20 protein-coding genes are annotated in these 23321 nt (G+C 67.0%); 16 read left to right on the plus strand and 4 right to left on the minus strand.

Translation table 11 applies throughout. From position 1 onward, the window contains the following. Window positions 1-111: 111 nt before the first annotated feature. A complete protein-coding gene (locus tag ACZK4H_RS02075) occupies window positions 112-1728 on the minus strand; it encodes an EAL domain-containing protein (RefSeq protein ID WP_099552540.1) in 1617 nt (538 codons plus the stop codon). A gap of 231 nt (window positions 1729-1959) precedes the next feature. Between ACZK4H_RS02075 and cycA the strand changes: the two genes are divergently transcribed. Continuing rightward, entirely contained in the window at window positions 1960-3333 is a 1374-nt protein-coding gene (cycA, locus tag ACZK4H_RS02080; RefSeq protein WP_099552541.1) for a D-serine/D-alanine/glycine transporter, read from the plus strand. Between the two features lie 217 nt (window positions 3334-3550). After that, the gene (locus ACZK4H_RS02085) at window positions 3551-4327 is read left to right on the plus strand and encodes a lytic transglycosylase domain-containing protein (RefSeq protein WP_099552542.1); all 777 of its coding nucleotides are present in this window, start codon (window positions 3551-3553) and stop codon (window positions 4325-4327) included. 62 nt (window positions 4328-4389) lie between these two features. Here ACZK4H_RS02085 and ACZK4H_RS02090 read toward each other — a convergent pair whose 3' ends face one another. Beyond that, window positions 4390-5910, minus strand: a complete 1521-nt coding sequence (locus ACZK4H_RS02090) for a tetratricopeptide repeat protein (protein WP_099552543.1) — start codon at window positions 5908-5910, stop codon at window positions 4390-4392. Between the two features lie 165 nt (window positions 5911-6075). On the opposite strand from ACZK4H_RS02090, the gene ACZK4H_RS02095 reads away from it, so the two are divergent. Next, entirely contained in the window at window positions 6076-8157 is a 2082-nt protein-coding gene (locus ACZK4H_RS02095; protein ID WP_099552544.1) for an NHL repeat-containing protein, read from the plus strand. On the opposite strand, the gene ACZK4H_RS02100 is transcribed toward ACZK4H_RS02095, so the two are convergent. Next, window positions 8135-8542: a YciI family protein gene (locus tag ACZK4H_RS02100; RefSeq protein WP_012479004.1), complete on the minus strand. Its 408-nt coding sequence runs from the start codon at window positions 8540-8542 to the stop codon at window positions 8135-8137. The genes ACZK4H_RS02095 and ACZK4H_RS02100 overlap by 23 nt on opposite strands. A gap of 738 nt (window positions 8543-9280) precedes the next feature. On the opposite strand from ACZK4H_RS02100, the gene ACZK4H_RS02105 reads away from it, so the two are divergent. The 12 genes from ACZK4H_RS02105 (at window position 9281) to ACZK4H_RS02160 (ending at window position 21366) form a co-directional block, all read left to right on the plus strand. Beyond that, window positions 9281-9694, plus strand: coding sequence for a YciI family protein (locus tag ACZK4H_RS02105; RefSeq protein ID WP_099552545.1), 414 nt, complete (start codon window positions 9281-9283; stop codon window positions 9692-9694). A 67-nt stretch (window positions 9695-9761) separates the two neighbouring features. Continuing rightward, window positions 9762-10184: a VOC family protein gene (locus tag ACZK4H_RS02110; RefSeq protein ID WP_099552546.1), complete on the plus strand. Its 423-nt coding sequence runs from the start codon at window positions 9762-9764 to the stop codon at window positions 10182-10184. Window positions 10185-10218: 34 nt separating this feature from the next. Beyond that, complete coding sequence (locus ACZK4H_RS02115) at window positions 10219-10629, plus strand: VOC family protein (RefSeq protein ID WP_005415091.1); 411 nt, start codon at window positions 10219-10221, stop codon at window positions 10627-10629. Between the two features lie 23 nt (window positions 10630-10652). Beyond that, window positions 10653-11009: a DUF1428 domain-containing protein gene (locus ACZK4H_RS02120; RefSeq protein WP_099552547.1), complete on the plus strand. Its 357-nt coding sequence runs from the start codon at window positions 10653-10655 to the stop codon at window positions 11007-11009. A 45-nt stretch (window positions 11010-11054) separates the two neighbouring features. Further along, on the plus strand, window positions 11055-12317 hold the full coding sequence (locus tag ACZK4H_RS02125; RefSeq protein ID WP_099552548.1) for an RNA polymerase sigma factor: 1263 nt from the start codon (window positions 11055-11057) through the stop codon (window positions 12315-12317). Between the two features lie 107 nt (window positions 12318-12424). Then, window positions 12425-13621 carry a hypothetical protein gene (locus ACZK4H_RS02130; protein WP_099552549.1) on the plus strand — a complete coding sequence of 399 codons (1197 nt, stop codon included), beginning with the start codon at window positions 12425-12427 and terminating at the stop codon, window positions 13619-13621. Next, complete coding sequence (locus ACZK4H_RS02135) at window positions 13612-14712, plus strand: hypothetical protein (RefSeq protein WP_005407892.1); 1101 nt, start codon at window positions 13612-13614, stop codon at window positions 14710-14712. Before ACZK4H_RS02130 ends, ACZK4H_RS02135 begins: the two co-directional genes overlap by 10 nt. Before the next feature lie 89 nt (window positions 14713-14801). Next, on the plus strand, window positions 14802-15479 hold the full coding sequence (locus ACZK4H_RS02140) for a hypothetical protein (RefSeq protein WP_099552550.1): 678 nt from the start codon (window positions 14802-14804) through the stop codon (window positions 15477-15479). Between the two features lie 16 nt (window positions 15480-15495). Continuing rightward, entirely contained in the window at window positions 15496-17145 is a 1650-nt protein-coding gene (locus ACZK4H_RS02145) for a CsgG/HfaB family protein (RefSeq protein ID WP_099552551.1), read from the plus strand. 376 nt (window positions 17146-17521) lie between these two features. Next, complete coding sequence (locus tag ACZK4H_RS02150) at window positions 17522-19171, plus strand: M28 family metallopeptidase (RefSeq protein WP_099552552.1); 1650 nt, start codon at window positions 17522-17524, stop codon at window positions 19169-19171. A 175-nt stretch (window positions 19172-19346) separates the two neighbouring features. Then, a complete protein-coding gene (locus ACZK4H_RS02155; protein ID WP_005407896.1) occupies window positions 19347-20606 on the plus strand; it encodes a sensor histidine kinase in 1260 nt (419 codons plus the stop codon). Beyond that, window positions 20596-21366 (plus strand): LytR/AlgR family response regulator transcription factor, encoded by a 771-nt coding sequence (locus tag ACZK4H_RS02160; protein WP_099552553.1) that lies wholly within the window; start codon window positions 20596-20598, stop codon window positions 21364-21366. Before ACZK4H_RS02155 ends, ACZK4H_RS02160 begins: the two co-directional genes overlap by 11 nt. Before the next feature lie 79 nt (window positions 21367-21445). Here the strand turns inward: ACZK4H_RS02160 and ACZK4H_RS02165 are convergent, their stop codons facing one another. Beyond that, window positions 21446-22060, minus strand: coding sequence for a hypothetical protein (locus ACZK4H_RS02165; protein WP_049432369.1), 615 nt, complete (start codon window positions 22058-22060; stop codon window positions 21446-21448). Between the two features lie 309 nt (window positions 22061-22369). On the opposite strand from ACZK4H_RS02165, the gene ACZK4H_RS02170 reads away from it, so the two are divergent. After that, window positions 22370-23299, plus strand: coding sequence for an oxygenase MpaB family protein (locus ACZK4H_RS02170; RefSeq protein ID WP_099552554.1), 930 nt, complete (start codon window positions 22370-22372; stop codon window positions 23297-23299). Window positions 23300-23321: the final 22 nt, after the last annotated feature.

The raw sequence follows: 23321 nt of genomic DNA on the forward strand, positions 1-23321 counted from the left end.
GGCCAAGCCCCCATGGATGGGTTTACGGCGTCCCCCGCGAACCCGACCGCCCCGGCCAACTCCGGGATAGCTGTACGCGACCCACCACGAGGGGCTCCGCCGTTCGCCGTCCTATTCCACTGGCTCACGCTCGATCGGCACGCTGCGCGGGTTCTGCATGTCCTCCCGCGCTGCGCCATAGCGCTGCTGCCGTTTGTGATGGAACGCCACGAATTCATCGCGTGGCAACGGCCGCGAGAAAAGCCAGCCCTGTCCGAATTCCACCTTGCGGCTGTGCAGGTAGGCCAGCTGGGCTTCGGTCTCCACGCCCTCGGCCACCACCCATAGCCCCAGTTCCTTGGCCATGTCGATGATGTGCGGGGTCACCGGGCTGGTGGCGCTCTCGGTGCCGATCGCATCGATGAACGACTTGTCGATCTTCAACGCATCCAGCGGCAGCTGCTCCAGGTACTGCAGGCTGGAGAAGCCCACGCCGAAATCATCGATGGCCACGCTGTGGCCGGCGCGGCGTGCCTGCGCCAGCATCGTGCGGGCGCGGTCCAGATCGAGGAAGCCGCGCTCGGTGGCCTCCATCCAGATCTGTTGCGGCAGGATGCCGCTGCCGGCCATGTGCCTGGAGATCATCTTCAATGCACGACCGCTGCTGATGTCCTCGGCAGCGAGATTGATCGCGATGTGCGCGCTGCGATCGGCCACCAGCAGCTCGCGCATGTCGCGCACCACGTTCTCGATCACCAGGTCGGTGACGTCGGCGATCATTCCGGCTTCCTCGGCCAACGGAATGAACAGGTCCGGGCGCACCTGGGTGCCATCCGGGCGCTGCCAGCGGATCAACGCCTCGGCGCCGACGCAGATGCCGGTATCCAGTTCGATGATCGGCTGGTAGTGCAGGTACAGCTCGCGGCGGCGGATGGCGGTGGCCAGTTCGCCGCGCAGCGACAGGCGGCGCCGCGATAGCCAGATCACCAGGCCGGCACCGGCAGCGGCCAGCAGGACGCCCAGTGGCACGAACAACCACGCCTGCTGCCGGAACGTGGCAGCCAGTGCGGCGCGCGGTGTGGTGGCGATCGCCAGCCATTCCTCGTTGCGTGCGGTCGCGTACAGCGTGTTCTGGTCCAGGCCTTCGCCCGGTGTTCGCAGCAGCGCTTCCAGCAGCGCCGGTTCCATGCCCTCCTGCCTGGCCAGCAGGCGGCCGTCGGGGCTGGCCAGGGCCAGGCGCACGTGTGGATCGACGATGACGTCGACGAAGCGGCGTGGATCGACCAGTACATCGTAGTTGCCGTACAGGATGGCCAGCATCTGCCTCCGGCCACTGGCTTCGGGCCGGATATCCACCGCAATCCCCGCACCGTCACTGGTGACATGGTCGGCCTTGGGCTGGTTCACGTCGGATGGGAACGGCCCCCACGACGTGCACCGCAGCTTGCCGCCCTCGAAATAGCCCATCTGGTCGACCGACGACGTGGTCATCACCAGAGTCTGCATGCGCCGGATGTGGTCCGGCCCGCACGGATCGTAGGCGCCGGCCTCGGCGGACTTCAACGCGGCCAGCGCTTCCATGTAGGACTGGTCGGAACGGCGCAGGGTGCGGCCGGCGATGTCGCGCAGGCGCTGCTGCTCGACGCTGACCGCACGGTCCCAGGTGGCATAGGCCATCACCGCGATCGGCACAGCCGCAGCCAGCAGCGCCAGTGCGGTGGCGCCAATGATCACGCGCAGCCGGCTCATGGCCGGGGCTCCAGCAGGGCGGGCAGGGCAGGGTGCATGGACTGGGCCGATCCTTGGGCAGGTGCGGCTATCTGAGCATGGCGCCGGGCCGGGCGGAATGGGCGCGACCCGGCATTTCGTCACATTGTGATGAAAGCGGCCAAGTTTGACGGGATCGGCCCATCCAGCGCTGGCGCTCCGGCCTGTGGAGGACTACCGTCGAACGCTTCGCCCGCCCTTTTGCCCGCGCCCATGACCGAGCCCGCAACGCCCCCCGAGCACCTGCGCCGCAGCCTGTCCAACCGCCACCTGCAACTGATCGCCATCGGTGGTGCCATCGGCACCGGCCTGTTCATGGGGTCGGGCAAGACCATCAGCCTGGCAGGCCCATCCATCGTCTTCGTGTACCTGATCATCGGCGCGATGCTGTTCTTCGTGATGCGCGCGATGGGCGAGCTGCTGCTGTCCAACCTGAACTACAAATCCTTCATCGATTTCTCCACCGACCTGCTCGGTCCCTGGGCCGGCTTTTTCTGTGGGTGGACCTACTGGTTCTGCTGGATCGTCACCGCCATCGCCGATGTGATCGCGATTGCCGCCTATGCGCAGTTCTGGTTCCCCGGGCTTGAAGCCTGGAAACCGGCGCTGGCGTGCGTGATGCTTCTGCTGTCGTTGAACCTGGTGACGGTGAAGCTGTTCGGCGAAATGGAATTCTGGTTCGCGCTGATCAAGATCGTTGCGATCTGCGCGCTGATCATCACCGGTGCCGGGCTGGTGGCGTGGGGCTTCACCTCGCCCAGTGGCCACACCGCGGCGCTGTCGAACCTGTGGAATGACGGTGGCATGTTCCCGATGGGCCTGGTGGGCTTCTTCGCCGGCTTCCAGATTGCGGTGTTCGCCTTCGTCGGCATCGAGCTGGTGGGTACCACCGCCGCCGAAACCGCCGATCCGGAGCGCAACCTGCCCAAGGCGATCAATTCGATCCCGGTGCGCATCATCATCTTCTACGTGCTGGCGCTGATCGCGATCATGGCAGTCACGCCGTGGCGCCAGGTGGTGCCGGACAAGAGCCCGTTCGTGCAGCTGTTCGTGCTGGCCGGCATTCCCGCTGCCGCCAGCCTGATCAACTTCGTGGTGCTGACCTCGGCCACCTCGTCTGCCAACAGCGGCATCTTCTCCACCAGCCGCATGCTCTACGGCCTGGCCGAGGAAGGCCACGCGCCGCGCGGGCTGTCGCGCCTGTCGCGCGCGGCGGTGCCGGCCCGCGGCCTGCTGTTCTCCTGCCTGTGCCTGCTGGGTGGCACCCTGCTGATCTACCTGATCCCGAACCTGGTGACCGCCTTCACCCTGGTGACCACGCTGGCCACCGTGCTCTTCATCTTCGTCTGGTCGCTGATCCTGGTGGCCTACATGGTCTACCGCCGCCGCTACCCGGAGCGCCACGCTGCCTCGATCTTCAAGATGCCCGGCGGCGTTGCCATGTGCTGGGCCTGCCTGGTGTTCTTCGCCGGCGTGCTGGTGCTGCTGAGCCTGCAGGGCGACACCCGCCAGGCGCTGATCGCCAGCCCGGCGTGGTTCGTGCTGCTGGGTGTGGGGTATTGGGTGCGCCGGAGGACCGCGAAGTGATCCAACGTCTCCGTTCCATCGATTGGCCCATCGTCTCCAGAGAGTTACATCCACGCATGGCGTGGATCTACTGTCAGCCACAGGAAATCGGCCGTTGCCGTTGCTGTTGCTGTTGAGGTTGCCGGCCAGCGGCCGGCACTACCACGGGTGCAGGGCGCAGCCCTGCCGGCCCCCATTCACCCGGCGTTAGCGGGCGCGGCCGGATCATCCGGCCGCCATGTCCCGTCGCTCCCTCCTGCTCGCGCTGTCGCTGCTGTCCAGCCTGTGGCCGGGGCTGGCCGCCGCGCGCACCGTCTACCGTTGCGTGCAGGGCAACACCGTGAGCCTGGCCACCGCCCCGGAACCCGGTTCACGTTGCACCCCGAAGGAAATCGACGACAACGCCATCCAGGCCCCGAACCTGTGGGGCAACATGGGTGTGTTCAGTGGTGTGCTGTACGAGCGCGAGCAGGATGGCGTGCTGGTCTATTCCACCCGCAACCTGCCCGGTTCGCGGGTGTTCCTGAAGTTCACCGTGGCCACGCCGCCGGGTGAGCCCGCCCACGAGGGCCTTGGCAAGGTCGGCAAGCCGCAGCTGGCCCAGCATGCCAGGCAGTTCAAGGCCGCCGCCAAGGCCACCGGCGTCGACGACGCCTGGCTGCGTGCGATCGCCCATGCCGAGAGCAATTTCGATGCGCTGGCGGTCTCGAGCAAAGGTGCGCAGGGCGTGATGCAGCTGATGCCAGAGACCGCGCAGGAATTCGGCGTGCGCGATCCGTTCTCGCCGCAGCAGTCGATCGAGGGTGGCGCGCGCTACATGCGCGCGCTGCTGCGCCGCTACAACGGCGATCGGCCGCTGGCCGCAGCGGCCTACAACGCCGGTATCGGTGCGGTCACCCGCTACAAGGGGGTGCCGCCGTATGCCGAAACCCTGGCCTATGTGGACAAGGTGATGGCGCTGTACGCGCGTTACCGCGAAGCGATGGGCATCCGCACCGAGGTGCCTGCACGCTAGGCTGGCGGTGCTGGATGTGTCGTGTAGCGCCGAGCCCATGCTCGGCTCTACAAGGCGTCTGCTCAGCGCGAGGTCGAGGTGCTGACCAGTTCGTAGCGCTCGACGCGGCCCAGGCGGGCAACCTCGGCCTGCACGTCGGCACGTTGCTTCAGCGCACGCCAGGCTGCATCGATCTTCACGTCGCCCGGCAATGACGGATAGGTGCGCATGTCCTGCAGGCTGGCCAGCGTCTCGCCACGGTCGGTGGGGGAGCGCAGCTGTTCGATCAGCACTGCGGCTGCGCCGTCCAGGTTGCCTTCGTCCAGCAGCATCTCGCGATGGAACAGGCGCGCGTCGTCGCGCTGGGCAAGGATCACCGAGCGTGCGGCTTCCATTGCCTGGGCATCGCCGCGTTCGCGGGCGGCAGCGAACTGCACCAGGGCTTGTGCGGCTTTGCCGTAGCCACCGAGGTCGGGGAGATCTTTCACGGCCTGCGCTGCATCCTGCATGCGGCCGAGCGAGGTGAACACGAAGCCGACATTCAACCGGTGCTCGATGTCGTCCGGGCCGAGTGCTCCGATGCGGGCCGCCTGTTGCGCCGCCGCCAGGGCATCGTCGGTGCGGCCCAGCCGGCGCAATGCGGTGAACCGGCTGTTGAGCAGCCACGCCACCCATTCGGCTTCCTCCGCCGACGGCGATTCGCCTTCGGCAGCCGCCCGGGCCATGCCGTCGGTCAGTGCCAGCACTTCCTCATTGCGGTCCAGCATCAGCAGCGTGACGCTGAACTGGGCCATGCGCGCGTCCAGCTTGCGATCAAGCAGGCCGGACACCCGCAGGTCGTCCAGGTGCTTCTGCGCGACCTGTACCGGGTCGAAGCGCGGATCGGCGCGGTCGACATAGCGGTCGAAGCGCTTGTCGCTGCGCAGCTGGATGATCTCGGTTGGGCTGTCGATGCGGGCCAGCGTGGCCGGAATCGCGTCGCCGAGGCCGTTCTCGGCCTGCAGCGTGGCCAGCGTCAGCCACAGTCCGGTCGGTTCCAGGCCACCGCTCTTCCAGCCGTTGTCGAACAGCGCCTGCAGCAGGTCCATGCGCTGCCGCGGCTGATCGCGCAGGCGGTACTGCAGGTAGCCGATCGTCTGGTGTTCGAGCGGCAGCGGCGCTTCGGCATGTTTCAGTGCCTGCACCAGATGGCGGGTGGCCGCTGCAGGCTGGTCCTCGGACAGTTCAACCGACATCAGGGTGAGCAGGACCTGCGCATCCTCCGGCAGTGCCTCCTGCGCCCGCTGCAGGTAGCGGCGGGCCTGGGCCGGCTTCTTCTGCATCAGTGCGGTCCAGCCGGCCACCTGCGCGGCACGGCCGCGGTGCTCGGCATCGAAGTCGTCCAGCAGCGGGTCTTCCATCAGCCGCTCCATCGCGATCAGCGCGCCCAGTGTGTTGCCACTGCGCGACTGCTGGATCGCCTCATCCCATCGCGTGGCATAGGCCATGTGTACTGCGTCGCTGGTGACCGACGGCTTCTGCGGCGCCACCGTGATCGAGGCGGAGGCGGATGTGCTGGCCAATGCGGCAATCAGCAGGGCGGCGAGGGGGAGGATGCGGGGCATGGAGGATCTCCATCCGTGGGAACCGCATTGAACCTGCTGGAGCCAGCGAGAACAAGCGCGATGGATGGAACTCTGGCGTTTGACCGCACGATTGGCCATGGCGGATCGTGCGGTCAGCGTCTATTGTCGGTGCCTCTTCAGACAGCAGGCAGGCAGCGCAGCACGATGGCACGGTGGCAATGGATGGCGGCAGGCGTAGCGTTGGCGACGGTAGTGGCATTGGCCGCAACCTGGTGGGAGACACCGCTGCATACGCTGGCTGAACCGGCGGGTCCGGCTCCAACGCCGTTGGCGTGGACCGCGCAGATCGAACCACTGGCCGGCGATGGCCACCCGGGTGACCGCGATGGCGCGTCCGCACAGGCACGTTTTGCGGATCCGTACGCGTTGCTGCGCGGCGCCGATGGCAGCGTCTATTTCACCGATGCCGGTGACAACAACCGGATCCGCCGCCGCTTGCCCGATGGCCGCGTTGAAACGGTGGCCGGGCAGGGCGAGGGGCGCGTTGATGGCCCGGCACTGCAGGCCAGTTTCAATACGCCCTCGGGCATCGCCGCCGACGCGCAGGGCAACCTGTACGTGGCCGACACCGGCAACCATGCGATCCGCCGCATCGGCATCGATGGCCAGGTGAGCACGCTGGCCGGTGGCGAACAGGGCCACGCCGATGGCCCGGCCGCGCAGGCACGCTTCGATGCGCCGATGGGCATCGCAGTGGATGCGCAGGGCCAGGTCTACGTGGCCGATACCTTCAATGACCGCATCCGGGTGATCGGTACCGATGGCAACGTGCGCACCCTGGCTGGTGGTGATCGGCCGGGCTTTGCCGATGGCGTGGGCGCCGCTGCGCGTTTCGATACGCCGGTGGCGTTGGCCTTCGATGCGCAGGGCGCGCTGCTGGTGGCCGATCTGTTCAACAACGCGGTACGCCGCGTAGGCGCCGACGGCACGGTCAGCACCGTGGTCTCCGCCGGTGGCGTGATCAATGGGCCGCTGTCGCTGGCCACCACGCACGACGGTGTGCTGTACGTGGGCGATCTTGATGGCCGCATCGTGCAGGTGACGCCGCAGGGCCACCAGATCGCGCTGGTCGGCAATGGTCGCCTGCCGCGCCTGGCCCGGCCCAGTGGCCTGGCAATGGACGCCGATGGCAGCGTGCTGGTGGCCGACGCCGCCAGCTACCGTCTGCATCGCCTGCGCCCGCTGCCGGTGGGCGAACTGCCGGCACCGGCACTGGTCGGCCCGGCTGCCGATGCGGCGTTGCCGAAGACGGGCGGCCGCTGGCCGCTGGCACCGCAGGACGGTTGGCATGAGGTGGTCGGTACGTTGGGTGAGGTGCGCGGCAACTTCACCGGCGAGAGCCGCCACCACCTGCATGGCGGCTTCGACGTGCGCGGTGATGTGGGCCAGACCGTGCTGGCGATTGCCGAAGGCAAGATCAGCAGCCCGATGGCGGCATGGAGTCTGGGTGAACAGGCCGAGGGCCTGGCGGTGGACCGCCTCAAGTACATCCACATGCGGGTGGGCCGCACCCCGCGCAATGAACCGTTCGATGCGCGCTGGCAGGCGCTGTACGACGAGCAGGGCAAGCTGCAGCGGATGCGCGTGCGCCGCGGCATGCGCATCCACGTCGGCGATCGCCTGGGCAGCATCAACAACCAGGCGCACGTGCACCTGGCCGTGGGTACCGGTGGTTTCGAGACCAATGCCGTGGCGCTGGGCTTCCAGAACTACGCCGACCACTTCGCACCGCGCATCACCGATGTGGCGCTGCTGGACGACAACGACCAGTCGATGGCCGCCGGCAGCGATGGCGTGGTGATGGTGGCGCGCCAGGGGCGCGGCGTGCAGATCGTGGTGGAGGCGTGGGACCAGGTCGACAACAACCTGCCGCGACGCCGTCTGGGCATGTACCAGGTGGGCTACCAGATCCTCGATGCCGGCGGACAGCCGCTGCAGGGCTATGAACAGCCGCGCTGGAACATCGTGTTCAACCGCATGCCGCCGCAGAAGGAAGCGGTGCGCGTGGCCTACGCACCGGACAGCGGCATCACCGTGCATGGCAGTGCGATGACCCGTTTCCGCTACCTGGCCACCAACACCGTGCGTGATGGCCTGATGGAAACCGGGCGCTGGCAGCCGGCGTCGCTGCCGCCGGGCGAGTACACCGTGCGCGCCAGCGTGCGCGATTACAGCGGCAACGAAGGCGTAGGCCCGCGCGAGATCAGGGTACGGCTGCTGCCATAGCCGCAGCCGGGGCGCCGCAGCGTTCGCGCTCGGCGTCCATGTCTTCCAGCGGCCGCACCTCGATGCTGCCGAAGCGCGCCCACGGGAAGTCGCGGGCGATGCGCATGGCTTCGTCGCGGTCGCGGGCGACGATCAGGTTGAAGCCGGCCAGCAGTTCGCGGGTTTCGGCGAACGGGCCATCCAGTACACGGCTGTTGCCATCGCGCACGCGCAGGGTCTGCGCGGTGTCGACCGGCTGCAGCTTCTGCGCGGCCAGCAGTGTGCCCTCGGCCTGCAGCTTGTCGGCATGGGCGAGGCAGTCGCGCATCAGCGCGTTGAATTCTTCGATGGGCAGGGCCTGCAGCAGGGCAGGCTCGATATAGATCAGAAGCAGGTATTGCTGCATGGCACGGTCCAGGCGGGGACGGGTGCTCATGATGGCGCAGGATTGCGCGTGGGCATGTTGCAGCGCGGGAGGCGGCGCCTTTCGGCGGGGATCGGCGAAAGGCGGAGCCCCTCCGTGGTGGGGTTGGGTTGGTCGCTGAAAGCGGGTTTCCTGAGGGTGGGCCGGGCGGGTGGGATTGGCGGGGACGCCGTGAATCCGTCCTTGGAGGCTTAGCCGCGCCATCCATGGCGCGGATACCCCGCCAATCCCACCCGCCCGGCCCCAGACAGATTCCGGCGGCCGATCCACCACGGGAAATCAACAACAAGAGCAAAAGCGGGTCGCTTCGCTCGCAAAGCAGAGGCCGCCAGCCAGCCGCCGTTGCTGTTGCTTTTGCTGTTGCTGTTGCGTTTGCCTTTTCTCTTGATCTTCCCGTGGTGGGTACCGGAGGCAGGAAACTGTCCAGGGCCGGGTGGGTAGGCGGGGCGGGGGTGTCCGCGGCATGGATGCCGCGGCCAAGCCCCCATGGATGGGTTTACGGCGTCCCCCGACCCGCCTACCCACCCGGCCAAACCCATGAACCCGAGCTTTCAGCGACCAACCCAACCCCACCACGGAGGGGCTCCGCCGTTCGCCGACCTCCGCCGAAGGCACGCTTTCCGCGGAAGAAAAATTTCCAACAGACGTGTCGATTCCCAGCCCCCTGGTTCGTTGTACCCAGTGAAGGGCACGCACCACGCGTCCCCACGGGAGACTGCAATGAAAGTGATGGTGATCGTGAAGGCCAACGCCGACTCCGAAGCCGGCCGCATGCCCAGCGAACAGGAACTGTCCGAAATGGGCGCCTTCAACGAACAACTCGTGGCCGCCGGCATCATGCTGGCCGGTGAAGGCCTGCACGCCACCCAGCGCGGCCGTCGCATTCATTTCGGCAGCGGCGCACCCAGGGTCGAGGCCGGTCCGTTCGGCCCCGCCAGCGAGCAGATCGCCGGCTTCTGGCTGTGGGACGTGCGCTCGCTGGACGAGGCCGTCGAATGGGCCAGCCGCGCGCCGTTCGGCAGTGGCGGCACGCTGGAACTGCGCCCCCTGATCACCGCCGAAGACTTCGGTGAAGCCTTCACCCCCGACTTACAGCAGCAGGAACAGCGTCTGCGTGTACAGCTGGAAGGTTGATCCGATCCATTTCTCCGCCGGGCACTGCCCGGCGCTACCGTCCTGAAACCCTCAACGGAGCAATGCCATGAAACTGATTCCCTTCCTCGGCTTCAGCGGCCAGGCCCACGACGCGATGGCGTTCTACGCCAAGGCACTCGGTGGCCAGGTGACGTCGGAAATGAAGTACCGCGACATGCCGCCCTCCGATGGCTCGCCGGGCTGCAACGAAATGCCGCCGGAAACCCTCGACCACGTCGCGCACAGCCAGCTGGAGATCGGCAACGCCATCCTGATGGCCGCCGACGGCCCCGGCGGTGGCGAGGGTGGCTCGACCACCATCAATGTCGATGTCGACAGCATCGAGGAAGCCGAGCGCGTGTTCGCCGCGCTGGCCGAAGCTGGACAGGTGCAGATGCCGATCGCCGAAACGTTCTGGGCGCATCGCTGGGGCATGTTGATCGACCGCTACGGCAAGCCGTGGATGGTCAACTGCATGAAGCAGCCTTGATCCCTCTTCTCTTCATCCACAAGGAGCTTCACCGATGAGTGCACCACAACCGCAGATGATCTTCGTCAACCTGCCTGTGCAGGACCTGGAGAAGTCGAAGGCGTTCTTCACCGCGTTGGGATACAGCTTCAATCCAACCTACACCAATGACGATGCGGCTGGCATGGTCATCAGCGAGAGCATCTACGTGATGCTGCTGACCCAACCTTTTTTCCAGCAGTTCACCAACAAGCCGATTGCCGATGCGCACACCCACACGGAAGTGATCAATGCGCTCTCGGCACCCAGTCGCAAGGCAGTTGACGAGTTGGTGGACAAGGCGCTCGCGGCGGGTGCCAGCGAACCGCAGCCGGCTCGTGACTACGGCTTCATGTACCAGCGCGGCTTCCAGGATCTGGATGGCCATCTCTGGGAAATCGCACACATGGACGGCGAGCCGGGCTGACGGCCGCCGCAGGGAGAACCCTCATGGCTTACGTGGATGCTTACGTTCTGCCGTGCCCGCAGGACAAGGTGGCGGCCTACCGCCGCCTTGCCCGCAAGGCCGGCACGGTCTGGAAGGACCATGGCGCGCTGCAGTACATGGAGTGCGTGGCCGACGACGTGGAACCAGGCAAGAGCACGTCGTTCCCGCGCGCGGTGAAAGCCAGGCCCGGTGAAACGGTGATCGTCGCCTTCGTGCTGTTCCGCTCGCGTGCGGCACGCGACCGCATCAACGCGAAAGTGATGGCCGACCCACGGTTGGCGTCGCTGGGCCCGAAGGACATGCCGTTCGATACCAAGCGCATGTTCTGGGGTGGCTTCAAGCCCATCGTCGAAGCGTGAGCTGTGGCGCTTGTGCGGGCCGGGCGTGCGTGCTGTGATCGGCGCATGCTCGATCCCGCACTGACGCAGCGTCTGGAAACCCTCTGGCGGATGGAGTCGCCGGTGTTGATCGCGCGCCTGGCGCGGCTGCTCGGGGGCGATGTCGGCCGTGCCGAGGAGCTGGCCCAGGACACCTGGCTGGCCGCGCTGGAGCGCTGGCCGGAGCAGGGCATCCCGGACAATCCCGGAGCCTGGCTGATGACCACTGCGCGCAACCGCGCCATCGATGTGCTGCGCCAGCACCAGCGCGTGGCGCAGCAGCATGCGCAATGGGGTGAGGAACTGCATCCGGCACCCCTGCCAGCGCCGGATGACAGCCATGCGCTGGAAGATGACCTGGGTGACGATCTGCTGCGCCTGATGTTCGTGGCCTGCCACCCGGTGCTGCCTGCCGATGCGCGGGTGGCACTGACCCTGCGCCTGCTCGGCGGCCTGACCACCACCGAGATCGCGCGTGGTTTCCTGCAGCCCGAACCGACCATCGCCCAGCGCATCGTGCGCGCCAAGCGCACCCTGGCGCAGAAGCAGGTGCCTTATGAAGTGCCGCGCGCGGAGGCAATGCCCGAGCGGTTGGCTTCAGTGCTGGAGGCGATCTACCTGGTCTTCAATGAAGGCTATGCGGCCAGCGCCGGCGATGACTGGATGCGACCGGCGTTGTGCGAGGAGGCACTGCGGCTGGCACGCGTCCTGGCCCATCGGCTGCCGGTCGCGCCGGTTCTGGGCCTGCTGGCGCTGATGGAACTGCAGGCATCGCGCGCTGCGGCACGGACCGACGCGCAGGGCGCGCCGGTGCTGCTGGACCAGCAGAATCGAGCCCGCTGGGATTGGCTGCAGATCGAGCGTGGACAGCAGGTGCTGGCCCGCGCGCTGGCGGCCGGTGGAGGCAACGATCCCTATGTGCTGCAGGCGCGCATTGCTGCCTGCCATGCGGCTGCGCGTCGGGCTGAAGCCACCGACTGGCCACGTATCACTTCGCTCTATACCCAGTTGCTGCGGGTGATGCCTTCGCCGGTTGTCGCACTGAACCGGGTAGTGGCGGTGCTGCGCAGCGAGGGCGCGTTCGCTGCATGGGCACAACTGCAGCCGCTGCTGGTTGATGCACGCCTGCGCGACTATGCCCCTTTGCAGGTAGTCTGCGGGGAGGTACTACAGGCGCTGGGACGTGACCTCGACGCACGTCACGCTTTCGCCGAAGCCGCCAGACTCAGCCAGAACCAGGCGGAGCGGGGCCTGCTGCGGCGACGGGCCGGACTGCCACCCCAGGAGTGACTGCGACGAACGCAGCACTTGTCGGCAGGCGCGTGAGCGGCTATGTTTCGCGCCCAGTGGGCGCATGAGCGTCCACGTTCCGTGCGTATTGACCGAGGAGCGGTTGGATGTATTCAAGGACGAAGAGCGCATCGCGCGCTTTTGCGCGCCTGCTTGCCTGTGCCCTGTGCCTGGCCGTATGGCCGATGGCTGCGCAGGCTGCAGACAGATCGCAGCAGGCCTACTGGGCCGGTTTTGCCTATACCGCTGATGCCGCTGCCGTGCAGGCGACCACGCCGCATGCGCATGCCGTGCTGGAAAAGCGCGGCCTGATCCCGCTGAACCAGACCCTGGCGCAGGCGCTCAAGCGCCGGCCGCCGGCGAACCTGGAACTGATCGACCAGCCGGTGGCGATGCTCGACGGCACCACCAGCGCGACTGTGCTGGCAGCAGCGCTGGACCGCGAACTGGTCTCGGTCGAGCCGATCGGCAACCAGTACAAAGTACTGGTGGAAGTGGCCCTGCAGGCGCTGTTCTTCGATTTCCGCGAGCGCCAGGTGATCGCGTCCTATCCGCTGACCCTGCAGCGCATCGATGTGCAGGATTACCGTCCGGACAACGACGATATCGACGCGATCGTCGCCGATCTGCTGTACGGCAACGCTGCCACCAGCCTGTCCCAGGTCCTTGCCACCAGCCTCACCCAGGCCCGCCTGCCCGACGCGGCGGTGCGCCGCCTGCAGGTGGGTGGCGTGACGCTGTCCGATGCGGCACGCGGCAAGCTGCCGGATCCGAAGTGGGAAGGCCCGCTGCGTGCAACGCTGGCCCATGAGCTGTCCAAGACGCTGTCGTCCAACACCGGCGTCGGCCTGCTGCCGCCGGCCTCGGGCCAGGCGATCGGCGGTGCGATGGCCGCGCGCTTTGCCGACGGCAAGGTCTACCAGCTGAAGATTCCCGAGCCGGACTACGTCATCAGCGTGCAGGTCGATGCGCTGAAGAACGGCGTGATTGAAGAAACCCCGGCGATGAAGACGATGCTGTTCGGCGCCTTCTTCACCGCGAAGGTGATCGAACCGTTCTCGGGCAAGGTCTATTTCGAACAGCCGCTGCGCAAGGGGGCCACCAAGGTGGTTCCGGTCACGCAGTGGCAGGTCGACCAGTGGTCGGCCAGCTACGAAACCCTGCTGGCCGGCTTCGATGCCTTCGCCGGCGCCGCCGCCAAGCGTGCCGATTCGCGCGCATGGCTGGACGAACAGAAGCCGGGCGGCCGCCCGTTGCAGCAGCAGACCCAAGCCCTCCAGGAGTTGATCAAGTCATGTCGTTGATGCGTACCATCCTGCTCATCCTCATCGCCCTGGTGGTGGCCTCGCCGGTCGCCGCGCAGACCGCGAGTTCGCGTGGTACCGGTTCGGCCAGCTACGGCCTGCGCCTGAGTGCCGACACCCGCGCCCAGGCCTTGAACAAGGCCAAGGTCAATGCACTGGAGGCGTACATCGCTGAAACCGGTGCGGCCAAGCTGCGCCTGTTCGAAGCCCGCCGCGCCGAGTTCATCGGCGAGATCGACCGCTATGTGCTCAGCGCCGTGCCGCTGTCGGACACCGAAGACAAGAAGGCCAAGACCTACACCGTCACTGTCCGCGCCGAGATCAACACCACGCTGCTGCAGACCAAGCTGGATGCGGGTTCGGCCGTGGCCGGTGCCACCGCCGCGCAGCGCTCGCTGCTGACCTTCCTGTTCATGGCACGCTCGCAGGACACCGTGCAGTCGTTCCAGGACAAGGAATACCGCCGCGTCGACGCCAGCAGCAGCTACAGCGAGAACACCCGTGAAGGCGACAGCTTCCGCGGCAACTCGGTCAGCACCAACGGCAGCATCAACCAGAACGGTTCGGTGTCGGTCACCAGCGGCGGCAGCACCACCCAGCGCAGCGACAACATCAGCTGGAAGGTGGCCAACGCGGCCGAGGTCAACACTGCGATGACCGGTGCCTTCAGCGCCGCCGGCTACGAAGTGGTTGAGGCCGAGTACGTGGAAGGCGAATCGCGCGGCCTGCTGAGCATCGAGCGCATCCGCAAGGATTTCAGCACCGGCAACGACCTGTCTGCCGCCACCCTGCGTGACACCGCCAATGGCATCCGTGCGGCCAACATCCCGTACATCGCCGTCGGTACCCTCGACGTCGGCATGCGCGACCGCGACCCGGCCAGCGGCAACACCCGCGTGTTCGTCACCGTTACCGGCAAGGTGCTGGACGTGACCGGTCGCTTCCCGCGCACCGTGTCGTCGGTGGGCCCGGTGCAGTTCTCCGGCACCGGCCCGAATGAAACCGTCGCCCGCACCAACGCCCTGCAGCTGGCCGCCGAGAAGGCCGCCCAGCAGATGATCAACGAACTGAACGTCAAGGCAGTCCGCTGACCCCTGGCATACCGCGCCGGGCATGGCCCGGCGCTACCCGCGTGTTTCCACGTGCCGCATCGCGGCCGTCTCTCCCAAAGGAATCTTCCATGATCCGCAATACCGCTCTTGTCGTGGCCATCGCTGCCGCCACCCTGTCGATGCCGGCCCACGCTGGCCTGGGCAAGCTGAAGGACCTGGCCGGTGCCGCCACCGGTACCTCCAGCAGCAGCGCCTCCAGCGCCGCCGCTCCGGACGAAGCCGCGCAGGAAGCGCTGGTGCGCCGTTTCGTCAGCTCGCAGTCGCACTCGCTGCAGGCCCAGACCTCGTTCGCCCGCGCCTTCGGCCTGGCCGAGCAGGTGCAGCTGCTGGAAGCCGAGCGTCAGGCGCTGTCGTCGGGTTCGGTCAGCGTCGATGCAATGAAGAAGTCGGTGTCGGTCAGCGAAGCTGCGCAGGCCGCGATCAACGAGCGCCAGGCCGCACAGCCGGAACTGAACGCTGAATCCAAGCAGCACTACGCCGAAGGCCTGGTCTCGCTGCTGTCTTCGGCTGCCGAAGCACAGAAGCTGGGCGGCGAAGCCAGCAACTTCACCGCCGGCATGAAGAACCTGGGTGCGACCCAGCTGGCCACCGTCGGCCGCAAGCTGGCAGCGGGCGCATGGGTGGCCAAGGAATCGCCGGGCTTCATCCAGGGCCTGTACGGTTCGACCAAGTCGGCCGTGACCTTCGCCAGGAAGAGCAAGGTGAAGGTGCCGTCCAACGCCGACTCGATGCTCGACTCGATCTGATCCGAGGCGAATCTCCATGCGTACGACAACCCGTTTGATCGGCCTGGGCCTGGCCGCCGCGCTGCTTGCAGCCTGTGGCAAGCAGGACACCCCGGCCGCCGCGCCCGCACCCGCCAAGGACAAGGCAACCAGTGCGCTGGCCAGCAATGCGCCAGTGGAAGCAGCGCCCCTGCGTGGCACGCCGGATTTCGGCGGCACCACCCAGGTTGCGCGTGAAGCCGATGGCATCGGCAGCACCCCGGAACTGGCGGTGCTGGCAGCGCTGCAGTCGGCCGTGGCGCAGGTCAACGGCGTACGCGTGGCCAGCCAGATGCAGAGCCTGCGTGCGGGCCTGCATGTGGATGTGGATGGCGAACACGTCGGCGATATCCGCGCCGACGCGTTCACCCAGCAGATGATCGCCGGCTCGCAGGGCGCGGTGCTGGGCTATGAAATCCTGTCGCAGGATGAAGTGCGGCAGCTGGATGAGGAAACCATCGCCCGCGTGCGCGCCAGCGACGAAGGCTGGAGCTTCAAGGGCTCGGCGTCGGCCAATGCATCCGGCGAAGCCTCGGCCAAGAGCGGTTCGGCCTCGGCCAGCGTCAGGGAAAGCTACGACGAGAAGGTCAACGTCGATGCCAAGCGTGGCGCCAGTTCGTTCGATTCCGACGTGACCCATCGCAGCATGCGCAGCTACTGGAAGGTGCGCGTGCGCGCGCAGATCGCCCAGTACCGTGCGCCGGACGAGCAGGGCAAGCCGAAGATCGTGGTCGCCCTGCCGCGCACCAAGGCCGGCAGCTACGCCGTGGGCGATGGCCGCGTGGATGCCGATGAAGTGGCCGACGCGATCCGTGCGCGCCTGTCAGACACGCTGACCCAGACCCAGCGCTTCATCGTGCTGGACCGCGAGTTCGGTGACGAGCTGCAGGCCGAGATCGACCACATCAACAGCGGCAACGTGCGGCTGCAGGACACCGCACGCGTAGGCCAGCAGCTGGCGACCGACCTGATCCTGATCCCGACCATCGAACGCTTCGAGTACCCGCGCAGCGTGCGCAACCTGCGCATGTCCGACCGCCAGGTGACCTCGTACTCCGGTGGCGGCCGCATCACCCTGCGCCTGATCAACGCCACCACCGGCCAGGTGGTGATGTCCGACAGCTTCGACCACCAGTTGGCGTCGACCGGCCCCAGCACCCTGCCGCGCGTGGTCAACGGCCGCAACATGGCCGCAGCGATGATGGAATCGCTGTCCGGCCAGATCGGTACCACCATCGTCACCACCCTGTTCCCGGTGTCGGTGGTCTCGGTGGACGGCGACCAGGTGGTACTGAGCCAGGGCGGCGAAACGCTGCAGGCTGGCCAGCGCTGGCAAGCCGTACGCTTGGGCGAAGAACTGAAGGACCCGCAGACCGGCCGCTCGCTGGGCCGCAGCGAACACCCGTGCTGCACCATCCGCATCGACCGCGTGGCCGCACAGACCTCGTACGGCACCATCGAAGACGGCGTCGACGCGATGCGCGGCGGTTTCCGTCCGGGGCAGATCGAACTGCGCCAGAAGCTGGGCAGCAAGCCGGCTGCTGCTGCCGCAGGCGCGACTGCCTCGGCCGCTCCCGCAGCCGCACGCCCGGCGGCCAATCCGAAGCCCAAGGCCGCTGCAGCCCCGGCAGAAGACCCGAACTGGTAACAGACTCAAGCAACACACAGATGGGGTCAGAGCCCTTTCCTGCCGGGAAAGGGATCTGACCCCTTCGTGTTTCCGTCCGTGTCGACCAAGGTCGACACCTACCAACAGCGATGTGTCGACCAAGGTCGACATCCACCAACAGCAGCGGGAAGCTGTCGAAGGCGGGGCGGGTCCGGTTGCGGGGGTGTCCGCGGCATGGATGCCGCGGCCAAGCCCCCAAGGACGGGTTTACGGCGTCCCCCGCAACCGGACCCACCCCGCCATCCCACGGATAGCCCGCTGTTGCTGTTGCTTCGGCCCTGGCCTCTGCAGGTGCAGGGCGCAGCCCTGCCGAATCCCATTACACTCCAGAGAGATTTCCCTGCTGGAGAGAGCAATGAAACGAGTAGCACTGGGCCTGCTGGCCCTGTCAGTGTCGAGCGCACTGATGGCGGCCACCCCGAAATTCGACGGCGCGCGGATCTCCGCCGACGTCAAGGAACTGGCCTCCGACGCCTACGAAGGCCGCTCCCCGGCCACCGCCGGCGAAGAGAAGACCATCGCCTTCCTCAGCAAGCAGTTCGCCGACGCCGGCCTGCAGCCGGGTGGTGACCTCAAGGACGGCAAGCGCCTGTGGACCCAGGCCGTGCCGCTGCGCAAGGGCGACATCGTCGGCGCACCGCAGCTGGCGCTGCACCAGGGCGACAAGACCCTGCCGCTGGAGCAGGGCAAGCAGATCGCCGTGCGTGCCGCCATGAACGGTGCCAGCAACGTCGACATCAGCAAGGCGCCACTGGTGTTCCTCGGCTACGGCGTGAAGGCGCCGGAGCGCAACTGGGACGACTTCAAGGGCGTGGACCTGAAGGGCAAGATCGCCGTGGTGCTGATCAACGACCCGGACTTCGAAACCGGCCAGGGCGATTTCGACGGCAAGGGCATGACCTACTACGGCCGTTGGACCTACAAGTACGAGGAAGGCGCACGCCAGGGCGCGCTGGGCGTGCTGATCGTGCACGAGACCGCACCGGCGTCGTACGGCTGGGCCACCGTGGCCGGCTCCAACACCAACACCATGTTCGATGTGGTGCGCGACAACCCGTCCGAGAGCCATCCGCTGCTGGAAGGCTGGATCCAGCGCGACCTGGCGGTGGAGCTGTTCCGCTCGGCCGGGCAGGACTTCGAGGCGCTGAAGAAGAAGGCGCAGCAGCGCGATTTCACCCCGGTGGTGCTGAGCGGCGCCAGCCTGGACGCGAAGTACGCGGTGAAGACCGAAGTGATCACCTCGCACAACGTGGCCGCACGCCTGGAAGGCAGCAGCCACCCGGACGAGACCATCGTCTACAGCGCGCACTGGGACCACATCGGCGTGGGCGAGCCGGACGCACGCGGTGACCGCATCTTCAACGGTGCGCTGGACAACGCCAGCGGCACCGCTTCGCTGATCGAGCTTGCCCGTGGCTTCGCCAAGGCCAAGCGACCGGAGCGTTCGCTGCTGTTCCTGGCGGTCACCGCCGAGGAGAAGGGCCTGCTGGGCTCGGAGTATTACGCCACGCACCCGCTGTATCCGCTGGAAAAGACCGTGGCGGTGATCAACATGGATGGCATGGCGCCGTTCGGTCCGTCGCGCGATTTCGGCATTTACGGTGCCGCACGTTTCGAGCTGCTGGACCAGCTGAAGGACGTGGCCAAGGGCTGGGACATCCGCTACACCCCGGACCCGAAGCCGGAAGCGGGCCTGTTCTTCCGCTCCGATCACTTCCCGTTCGCCAAGCGTGGCGTACCGGCGCTGTCGTGGTCTGCCGGCCAGGACTGGGTGGACGGCGGCGTGGCCGCAGGCAAGAAGGCCTCCGAGGACTACACCGCCAAGCGTTACCACCAGCAGGGCGACGAATGGCAGCCGGACTGGGTGTTCGCCGGTGCCGCCCGCGACCTGGAAGTGCTGTACACGCTGGGCAACCAGCTGGCCAACTCGCGCAGCTGGCCGAACTGGAGCAAGGACGAATCGTTCCGCGCCGTGCGTGACGCCAGCGCCGACCAGCGCAAGTAACGGCGTTGGGTAGTGCCGGCCGCTGGCCGGCATTGCCGCCCCCAGAAACGCCGGGCCATGCCCGGCGTTCCGGTAACGGCTTCCATCCCCGCTTTCCGGCCCTTCGTCGCAGTCCGCTTGTTTGCCCGGCGGGCCGCCCTATGCTCGGCTCACCCCCTTCCTCCAAGGCGCCGCCGTGTTCGCCAGCCTCTCTCTCCTGATCCGCCACCTGCTGGCCTGGGCCGCCGCGCTGGTTGTCGCCGGCATGGTCTGGAGCGGCATCTTCAGCGGCATGAACGATGGCCCGGGCTGGGTGTTCGGCCTGCTGGCGATGTTCCTGATGATCTCTGCGCTGGGCAGCGCGATCACCCATGTACGCCGGGTCTGGCTGGTGGCTGGCCGGCTGGATTCGACCACGCTCTCGGGCCGCCAGCGCCGCCAGGTGGAACTGCCGATGGACGCCGGCCAGGCCTACGCCGTGGTGGAAGCGGCGATTGCCGAACTTCCGCGCGTGGAGGATGTGGAAAGCTCGGCCGGCAGCCTGCAGGTGCGCGCCTACGTGCGCCGGGTCGACCTCTGGAATGGCCGACAGCCCTCGCGCTGGAACCTGCCGGCGCGGCTGGCGATCAAGCGCAACAGCGTGCTGGCCACGGTCACGCCGGGGCAGGGCACCAGCACTGTCACCCTGTTGTTCGAACCGGATGCTGGCTGGTGGGCCGACCTGCTGGCGCTGGATGAGGGCAGCAACTTCGAGAACGCCGAAGCGGTCACCCGCGCGATCAGCCGCCGCGTGGCCGACCAGCGCCGCGATGAGCAGGCGGCGGCCGAGCAGACCCAGGTGGAGAAGGAACTGTCGGTCGCGCGCTTGAACCTGCTGCACGCGCAGGTGGAACCGCACTTCCTCTACAACACGCTGGCCAACGCGCAGGTGCTGACCCGCACCGATCCGGCGCGCGCCGAACAGATGCTCGGCCACCTGATCCAGTACCTGCGCAGCTCGTTGCCACAGGTGGATGAATCGGTGTCGACGCTGGGCGTGGAGCTGGAGCGCACGCGCGCCTACCTGGAGATCCTGCGCATCCGCATGGGCGCGCGGCTGGCGGTGGAAGTGCAGGTGCCGAATGAACTGCATGGCGTGCACCTGCCGGCGATGGCGCTGCAGACGCTGGTGGAGAACGCGATCAAGCACGGCCTGGAACCCAAGCCAGGCGGCGGCACGATCTGGATCCTGGCGCGCGGTTTCGATGACCACGTGACGGTAACCGTGGCCGACGATGGCCTCGGCTTCGGACAGGGCACCAGCGGCACCGGCATCGGCCTGAAGAACCTGCGCGAGCGACTGCGACTGACCTGTGGCGAGCAGGCTGGCGTGGCGATCGTCGCCAACTTCCCCAGCGGTGTGGCCGCGACCATGACCTTGCCGCAGACACACAAGGAGCGCAGCCATGCCGCTTGAAGCCCTGATCGCCGAAGACGAGGAACTGCTGCGGCAGTCACTGGTGGAACAGCTGCACCGGTTGTGGCCGGAACTGAAGCTGGTGGCCGAGTGCGAGGACGGCGCCAGTGCGCTGGAGCAGCTGGCCGAGACGCAGCCGGACATCGCTTTCCTCGACATCCGCATGCCCGGCATCAGTGGTATCGAGGTGGCGCGCTCGCTGTCCGAGCTGAGCCCGCGCACCCAGGTGGTGTTCGTCACCGCCTACGACCAGTACGCCATCGACGCGTTCGAGCAGGGCGCGATGGATTACCTGCTGAAGCCGGTCAGTGACGAACGCCTGCTGGCGACGCGTGAGCGCATCCTTTCGCGGTTGCCATCGACGCGTCAGGATGACGCCGTGCTGGAACGCCTGCTGCAGCGGCTGGGCCCAGCGCAGGGCGCTGCCGAACGCCCGCCGCTGGCCTGGATCACCGCCAGCAACGGCCGCGAGACGCAGTTGATCATGCTGGAGGACGTCGCTTACTTTCGTGCCGACAACAAGTACACCACCGTGGTGACTGCCGCAGGTGAGAGTCTGTTGCGCACGCCGTTGCGCGAACTGCTGGAAGTACTCGACCCGCAGCACTTCCGCCAGATCCACCGCTCGACCATCGTCAACATGAAGGCGGTGGCGGCGGTCAGCCGCGACGATACCGGGCGCGGTGTGCTGCGGCTGCGGGGTCGCACGGAAACACTGGTGGTCAGCCAACCGTTCATGAGCCTGTTCCGCGGCATGTGATCCACGCAGGCTGCTGAAAGAACAATGCCACCGTGATCGCGCACGGTGGCATTGTGGGTCCCCCCGCTTCCCTCAAGGCTCAGTAGGCAGGTTGCAGTGTCAGGTCGTGGTGGTGCTCGTTCTCGCCCACGTGGTTGAGGCGGCCGACCAGTTCGGAGTGCTGCTTCATGCGCCCGATCTCGGTCATGATGCGGATGTCCTCATGGCGCAGTTCGCGCTTGGCGGTGACCGCCTGCTTGTAATCGAGTACTTCCGGGTAATGCTCGGCCAGGTCCAGTGCCTCGGCCACGTGCTCGACACTGTCGGCCTTGGAGCTGATGCGGGCGCGGCTGTTGAAGGCCTTCATCCAACGCTCGAAACCGGCAGTGCGGTCGAACATGTTGGCCATGAACCAGATCACGAACAGGATCGAGATCCATGAGCCGAACACCACGACCACGCGCGTGAAGGTGATGTGGTAATCGTCGCGCCACAGGTAGTTGGTGATCAGGCCGAGGATCAGCAGCGAGGCCGCCTGCCAGCCGACGATCGAGGCGATCAACCACTGGCACTTGGCCTGGGCCAGCACAGCCACTTCATCGCGGATCTGCTGCTCGCTGAGGCTGCGCCAGTGCGCGACCTGTTTTTCGAACGGGCTGCTGTAGAGCTCGTTGTCGCGAAGCAGTAGTCCCAAACCCTTGAACAAAGCAATCATGGCTGGCTCCTTGTGGAACGTGCGTCGATCAGCGTTGGACGGTGTGGCGGGTTCAGTTCTAGCACTTCCAGCGAGCCGTGCAATGGGCGCAATGCCTAGCGGCATAAGGGTTTTGTCTGAATGGGTGAATGTTGGTGCATCGCAGCATCGCGGTCGCAGCCTGCGACAGGATGTCGCAGGGTGAAATGTGCTGCGGCCGCACATGAAACCGTGGCTGAGCGCGGAGACTCGCCGCCAGCGTCGTGATCGCCCAGAATCGGGGCCGACCGCGCAACGCGTGGCCGTACTTCCGCCTTTCCTGGACCTGTGATGCCTGCTCTGCTGCAGCGACTCTCCCGCCCCGTCACCGCGCCGATCCGGCGCTGGGTGCTGGAGGCGTTCCCGCGTGGCCAGAGTGGCATCGATTACGACCACCCCCTGGGTGACCGGGGCTGGTTCGGCCCGGACAGCGTCACCTGGCGGCTGCATGCTGAATTCCCTTCGATGCTGGCCGGTGGCCTGTGTGCGTTGATGCTGCAGACCCTGCATCCGCGGGCGCTGGCCGGGGTCTACGACTACTCCAATTTCCGCCAGGACCTGGTGGGACGCCTGCGTCGCACCACCGCCTTCGTTGCCGGTACCAGCTATGCGCCCAGCGGCGAGGTGGAAGCGCTGGTGGCCAAGGTGCGTCGCATTCACGCGCAGATCCGTGGCCAGACCGCGCAGGGCGAGCCGTATGCTGCTGATGATCCGCAACTGCTGACCTGGGTGCACGTAACCGAGGCCTTCGGTTTCCTGCAGGGCTTCCGCCGCTACGGGCGCGAGGTGCCGGAGCACATCGCCGATCGCTACTACGACGAGTACCGCTGCGTGGCCGAGGCACTGGGCGCGGTGGATGTGCCACGCAGCGAAGCCGAAGTGGCGGCGTACTTCTGTGCACGGCAGCCGGAACTGCGTGTGGACGAGCGCTCGCGGGAAGTGCTGGAGGTGTTGTCCGGGGTGCGCCTGCCGGTTCCGGTGCCAGGGCTGTCGCGCGAGGTGTTCCTTGGCGCGGGTGCGGCACTGCTGCCGGACTGGGCCGAGGGCATGCTGGAACGCAATGGCCGCCAGCGTGCGCAGGCCGCAGCCTCTGCGAAGCTGATGCAGGGCATGGCACCGCTGTTCCGCCGCGCGCTGCCCGATGGCCTGGCCAGCCGCGCCTGCGCACGCATGAGCGTGCCGGTGGAAGTCCTGCGGGAGTGGCCCGAAGTGCTCCGGTAGGTACCAACCTTGGTTGGCACGC

The sequence above is a fragment of the Stenotrophomonas sp. 78350_Sma genome, from assembly GCF_056482105.1.

Excerpts from the sequence above, each read along its gene's own strand:
- ACZK4H_RS02075 (WP_099552540.1), bottom strand. The coding sequence starts at position 1,728 with ATGAGCCGGCTGCGCGTGATCATTGGCGCCACCGCACTGGCGCTGCTG.
- cycA (WP_099552541.1), top strand. The coding sequence starts at position 1,960 with ATGACCGAGCCCGCAACGCCCCCCGAGCACCTGCGCCGCAGCCTGTCC.
- ACZK4H_RS02085 (WP_099552542.1), top strand. The coding sequence starts at position 3,551 with ATGTCCCGTCGCTCCCTCCTGCTCGCGCTGTCGCTGCTGTCCAGCCTG.
- ACZK4H_RS02090 (WP_099552543.1), bottom strand. The coding sequence starts at position 5,910 with ATGCCCCGCATCCTCCCCCTCGCCGCCCTGCTGATTGCCGCATTGGCC.
- ACZK4H_RS02095 (WP_099552544.1), top strand. The coding sequence starts at position 6,076 with ATGGCACGGTGGCAATGGATGGCGGCAGGCGTAGCGTTGGCGACGGTA.
- ACZK4H_RS02100 (WP_012479004.1), bottom strand. The coding sequence starts at position 8,542 with ATGCAGCAATACCTGCTTCTGATCTATATCGAGCCTGCCCTGCTGCAG.
- ACZK4H_RS02105 (WP_099552545.1), top strand. The coding sequence starts at position 9,281 with ATGAAAGTGATGGTGATCGTGAAGGCCAACGCCGACTCCGAAGCCGGC.
- ACZK4H_RS02110 (WP_099552546.1), top strand. The coding sequence starts at position 9,762 with ATGAAACTGATTCCCTTCCTCGGCTTCAGCGGCCAGGCCCACGACGCG.
- ACZK4H_RS02115 (WP_005415091.1), top strand. The coding sequence starts at position 10,219 with ATGAGTGCACCACAACCGCAGATGATCTTCGTCAACCTGCCTGTGCAG.
- ACZK4H_RS02120 (WP_099552547.1), top strand. The coding sequence starts at position 10,653 with ATGGCTTACGTGGATGCTTACGTTCTGCCGTGCCCGCAGGACAAGGTG.
- ACZK4H_RS02125 (WP_099552548.1), top strand. The coding sequence starts at position 11,055 with ATGCTCGATCCCGCACTGACGCAGCGTCTGGAAACCCTCTGGCGGATG.
- ACZK4H_RS02130 (WP_099552549.1), top strand. The coding sequence starts at position 12,425 with ATGTATTCAAGGACGAAGAGCGCATCGCGCGCTTTTGCGCGCCTGCTT.
- ACZK4H_RS02135 (WP_005407892.1), top strand. The coding sequence starts at position 13,612 with ATGTCGTTGATGCGTACCATCCTGCTCATCCTCATCGCCCTGGTGGTG.
- ACZK4H_RS02140 (WP_099552550.1), top strand. The coding sequence starts at position 14,802 with ATGATCCGCAATACCGCTCTTGTCGTGGCCATCGCTGCCGCCACCCTG.
- ACZK4H_RS02145 (WP_099552551.1), top strand. The coding sequence starts at position 15,496 with ATGCGTACGACAACCCGTTTGATCGGCCTGGGCCTGGCCGCCGCGCTG.
- ACZK4H_RS02150 (WP_099552552.1), top strand. The coding sequence starts at position 17,522 with ATGAAACGAGTAGCACTGGGCCTGCTGGCCCTGTCAGTGTCGAGCGCA.
- ACZK4H_RS02160 (WP_099552553.1), top strand. The coding sequence starts at position 20,596 with ATGCCGCTTGAAGCCCTGATCGCCGAAGACGAGGAACTGCTGCGGCAG.
- ACZK4H_RS02165 (WP_049432369.1), bottom strand. The coding sequence starts at position 22,060 with ATGATTGCTTTGTTCAAGGGTTTGGGACTACTGCTTCGCGACAACGAG.
- ACZK4H_RS02170 (WP_099552554.1), top strand. The coding sequence starts at position 22,370 with ATGCCTGCTCTGCTGCAGCGACTCTCCCGCCCCGTCACCGCGCCGATC.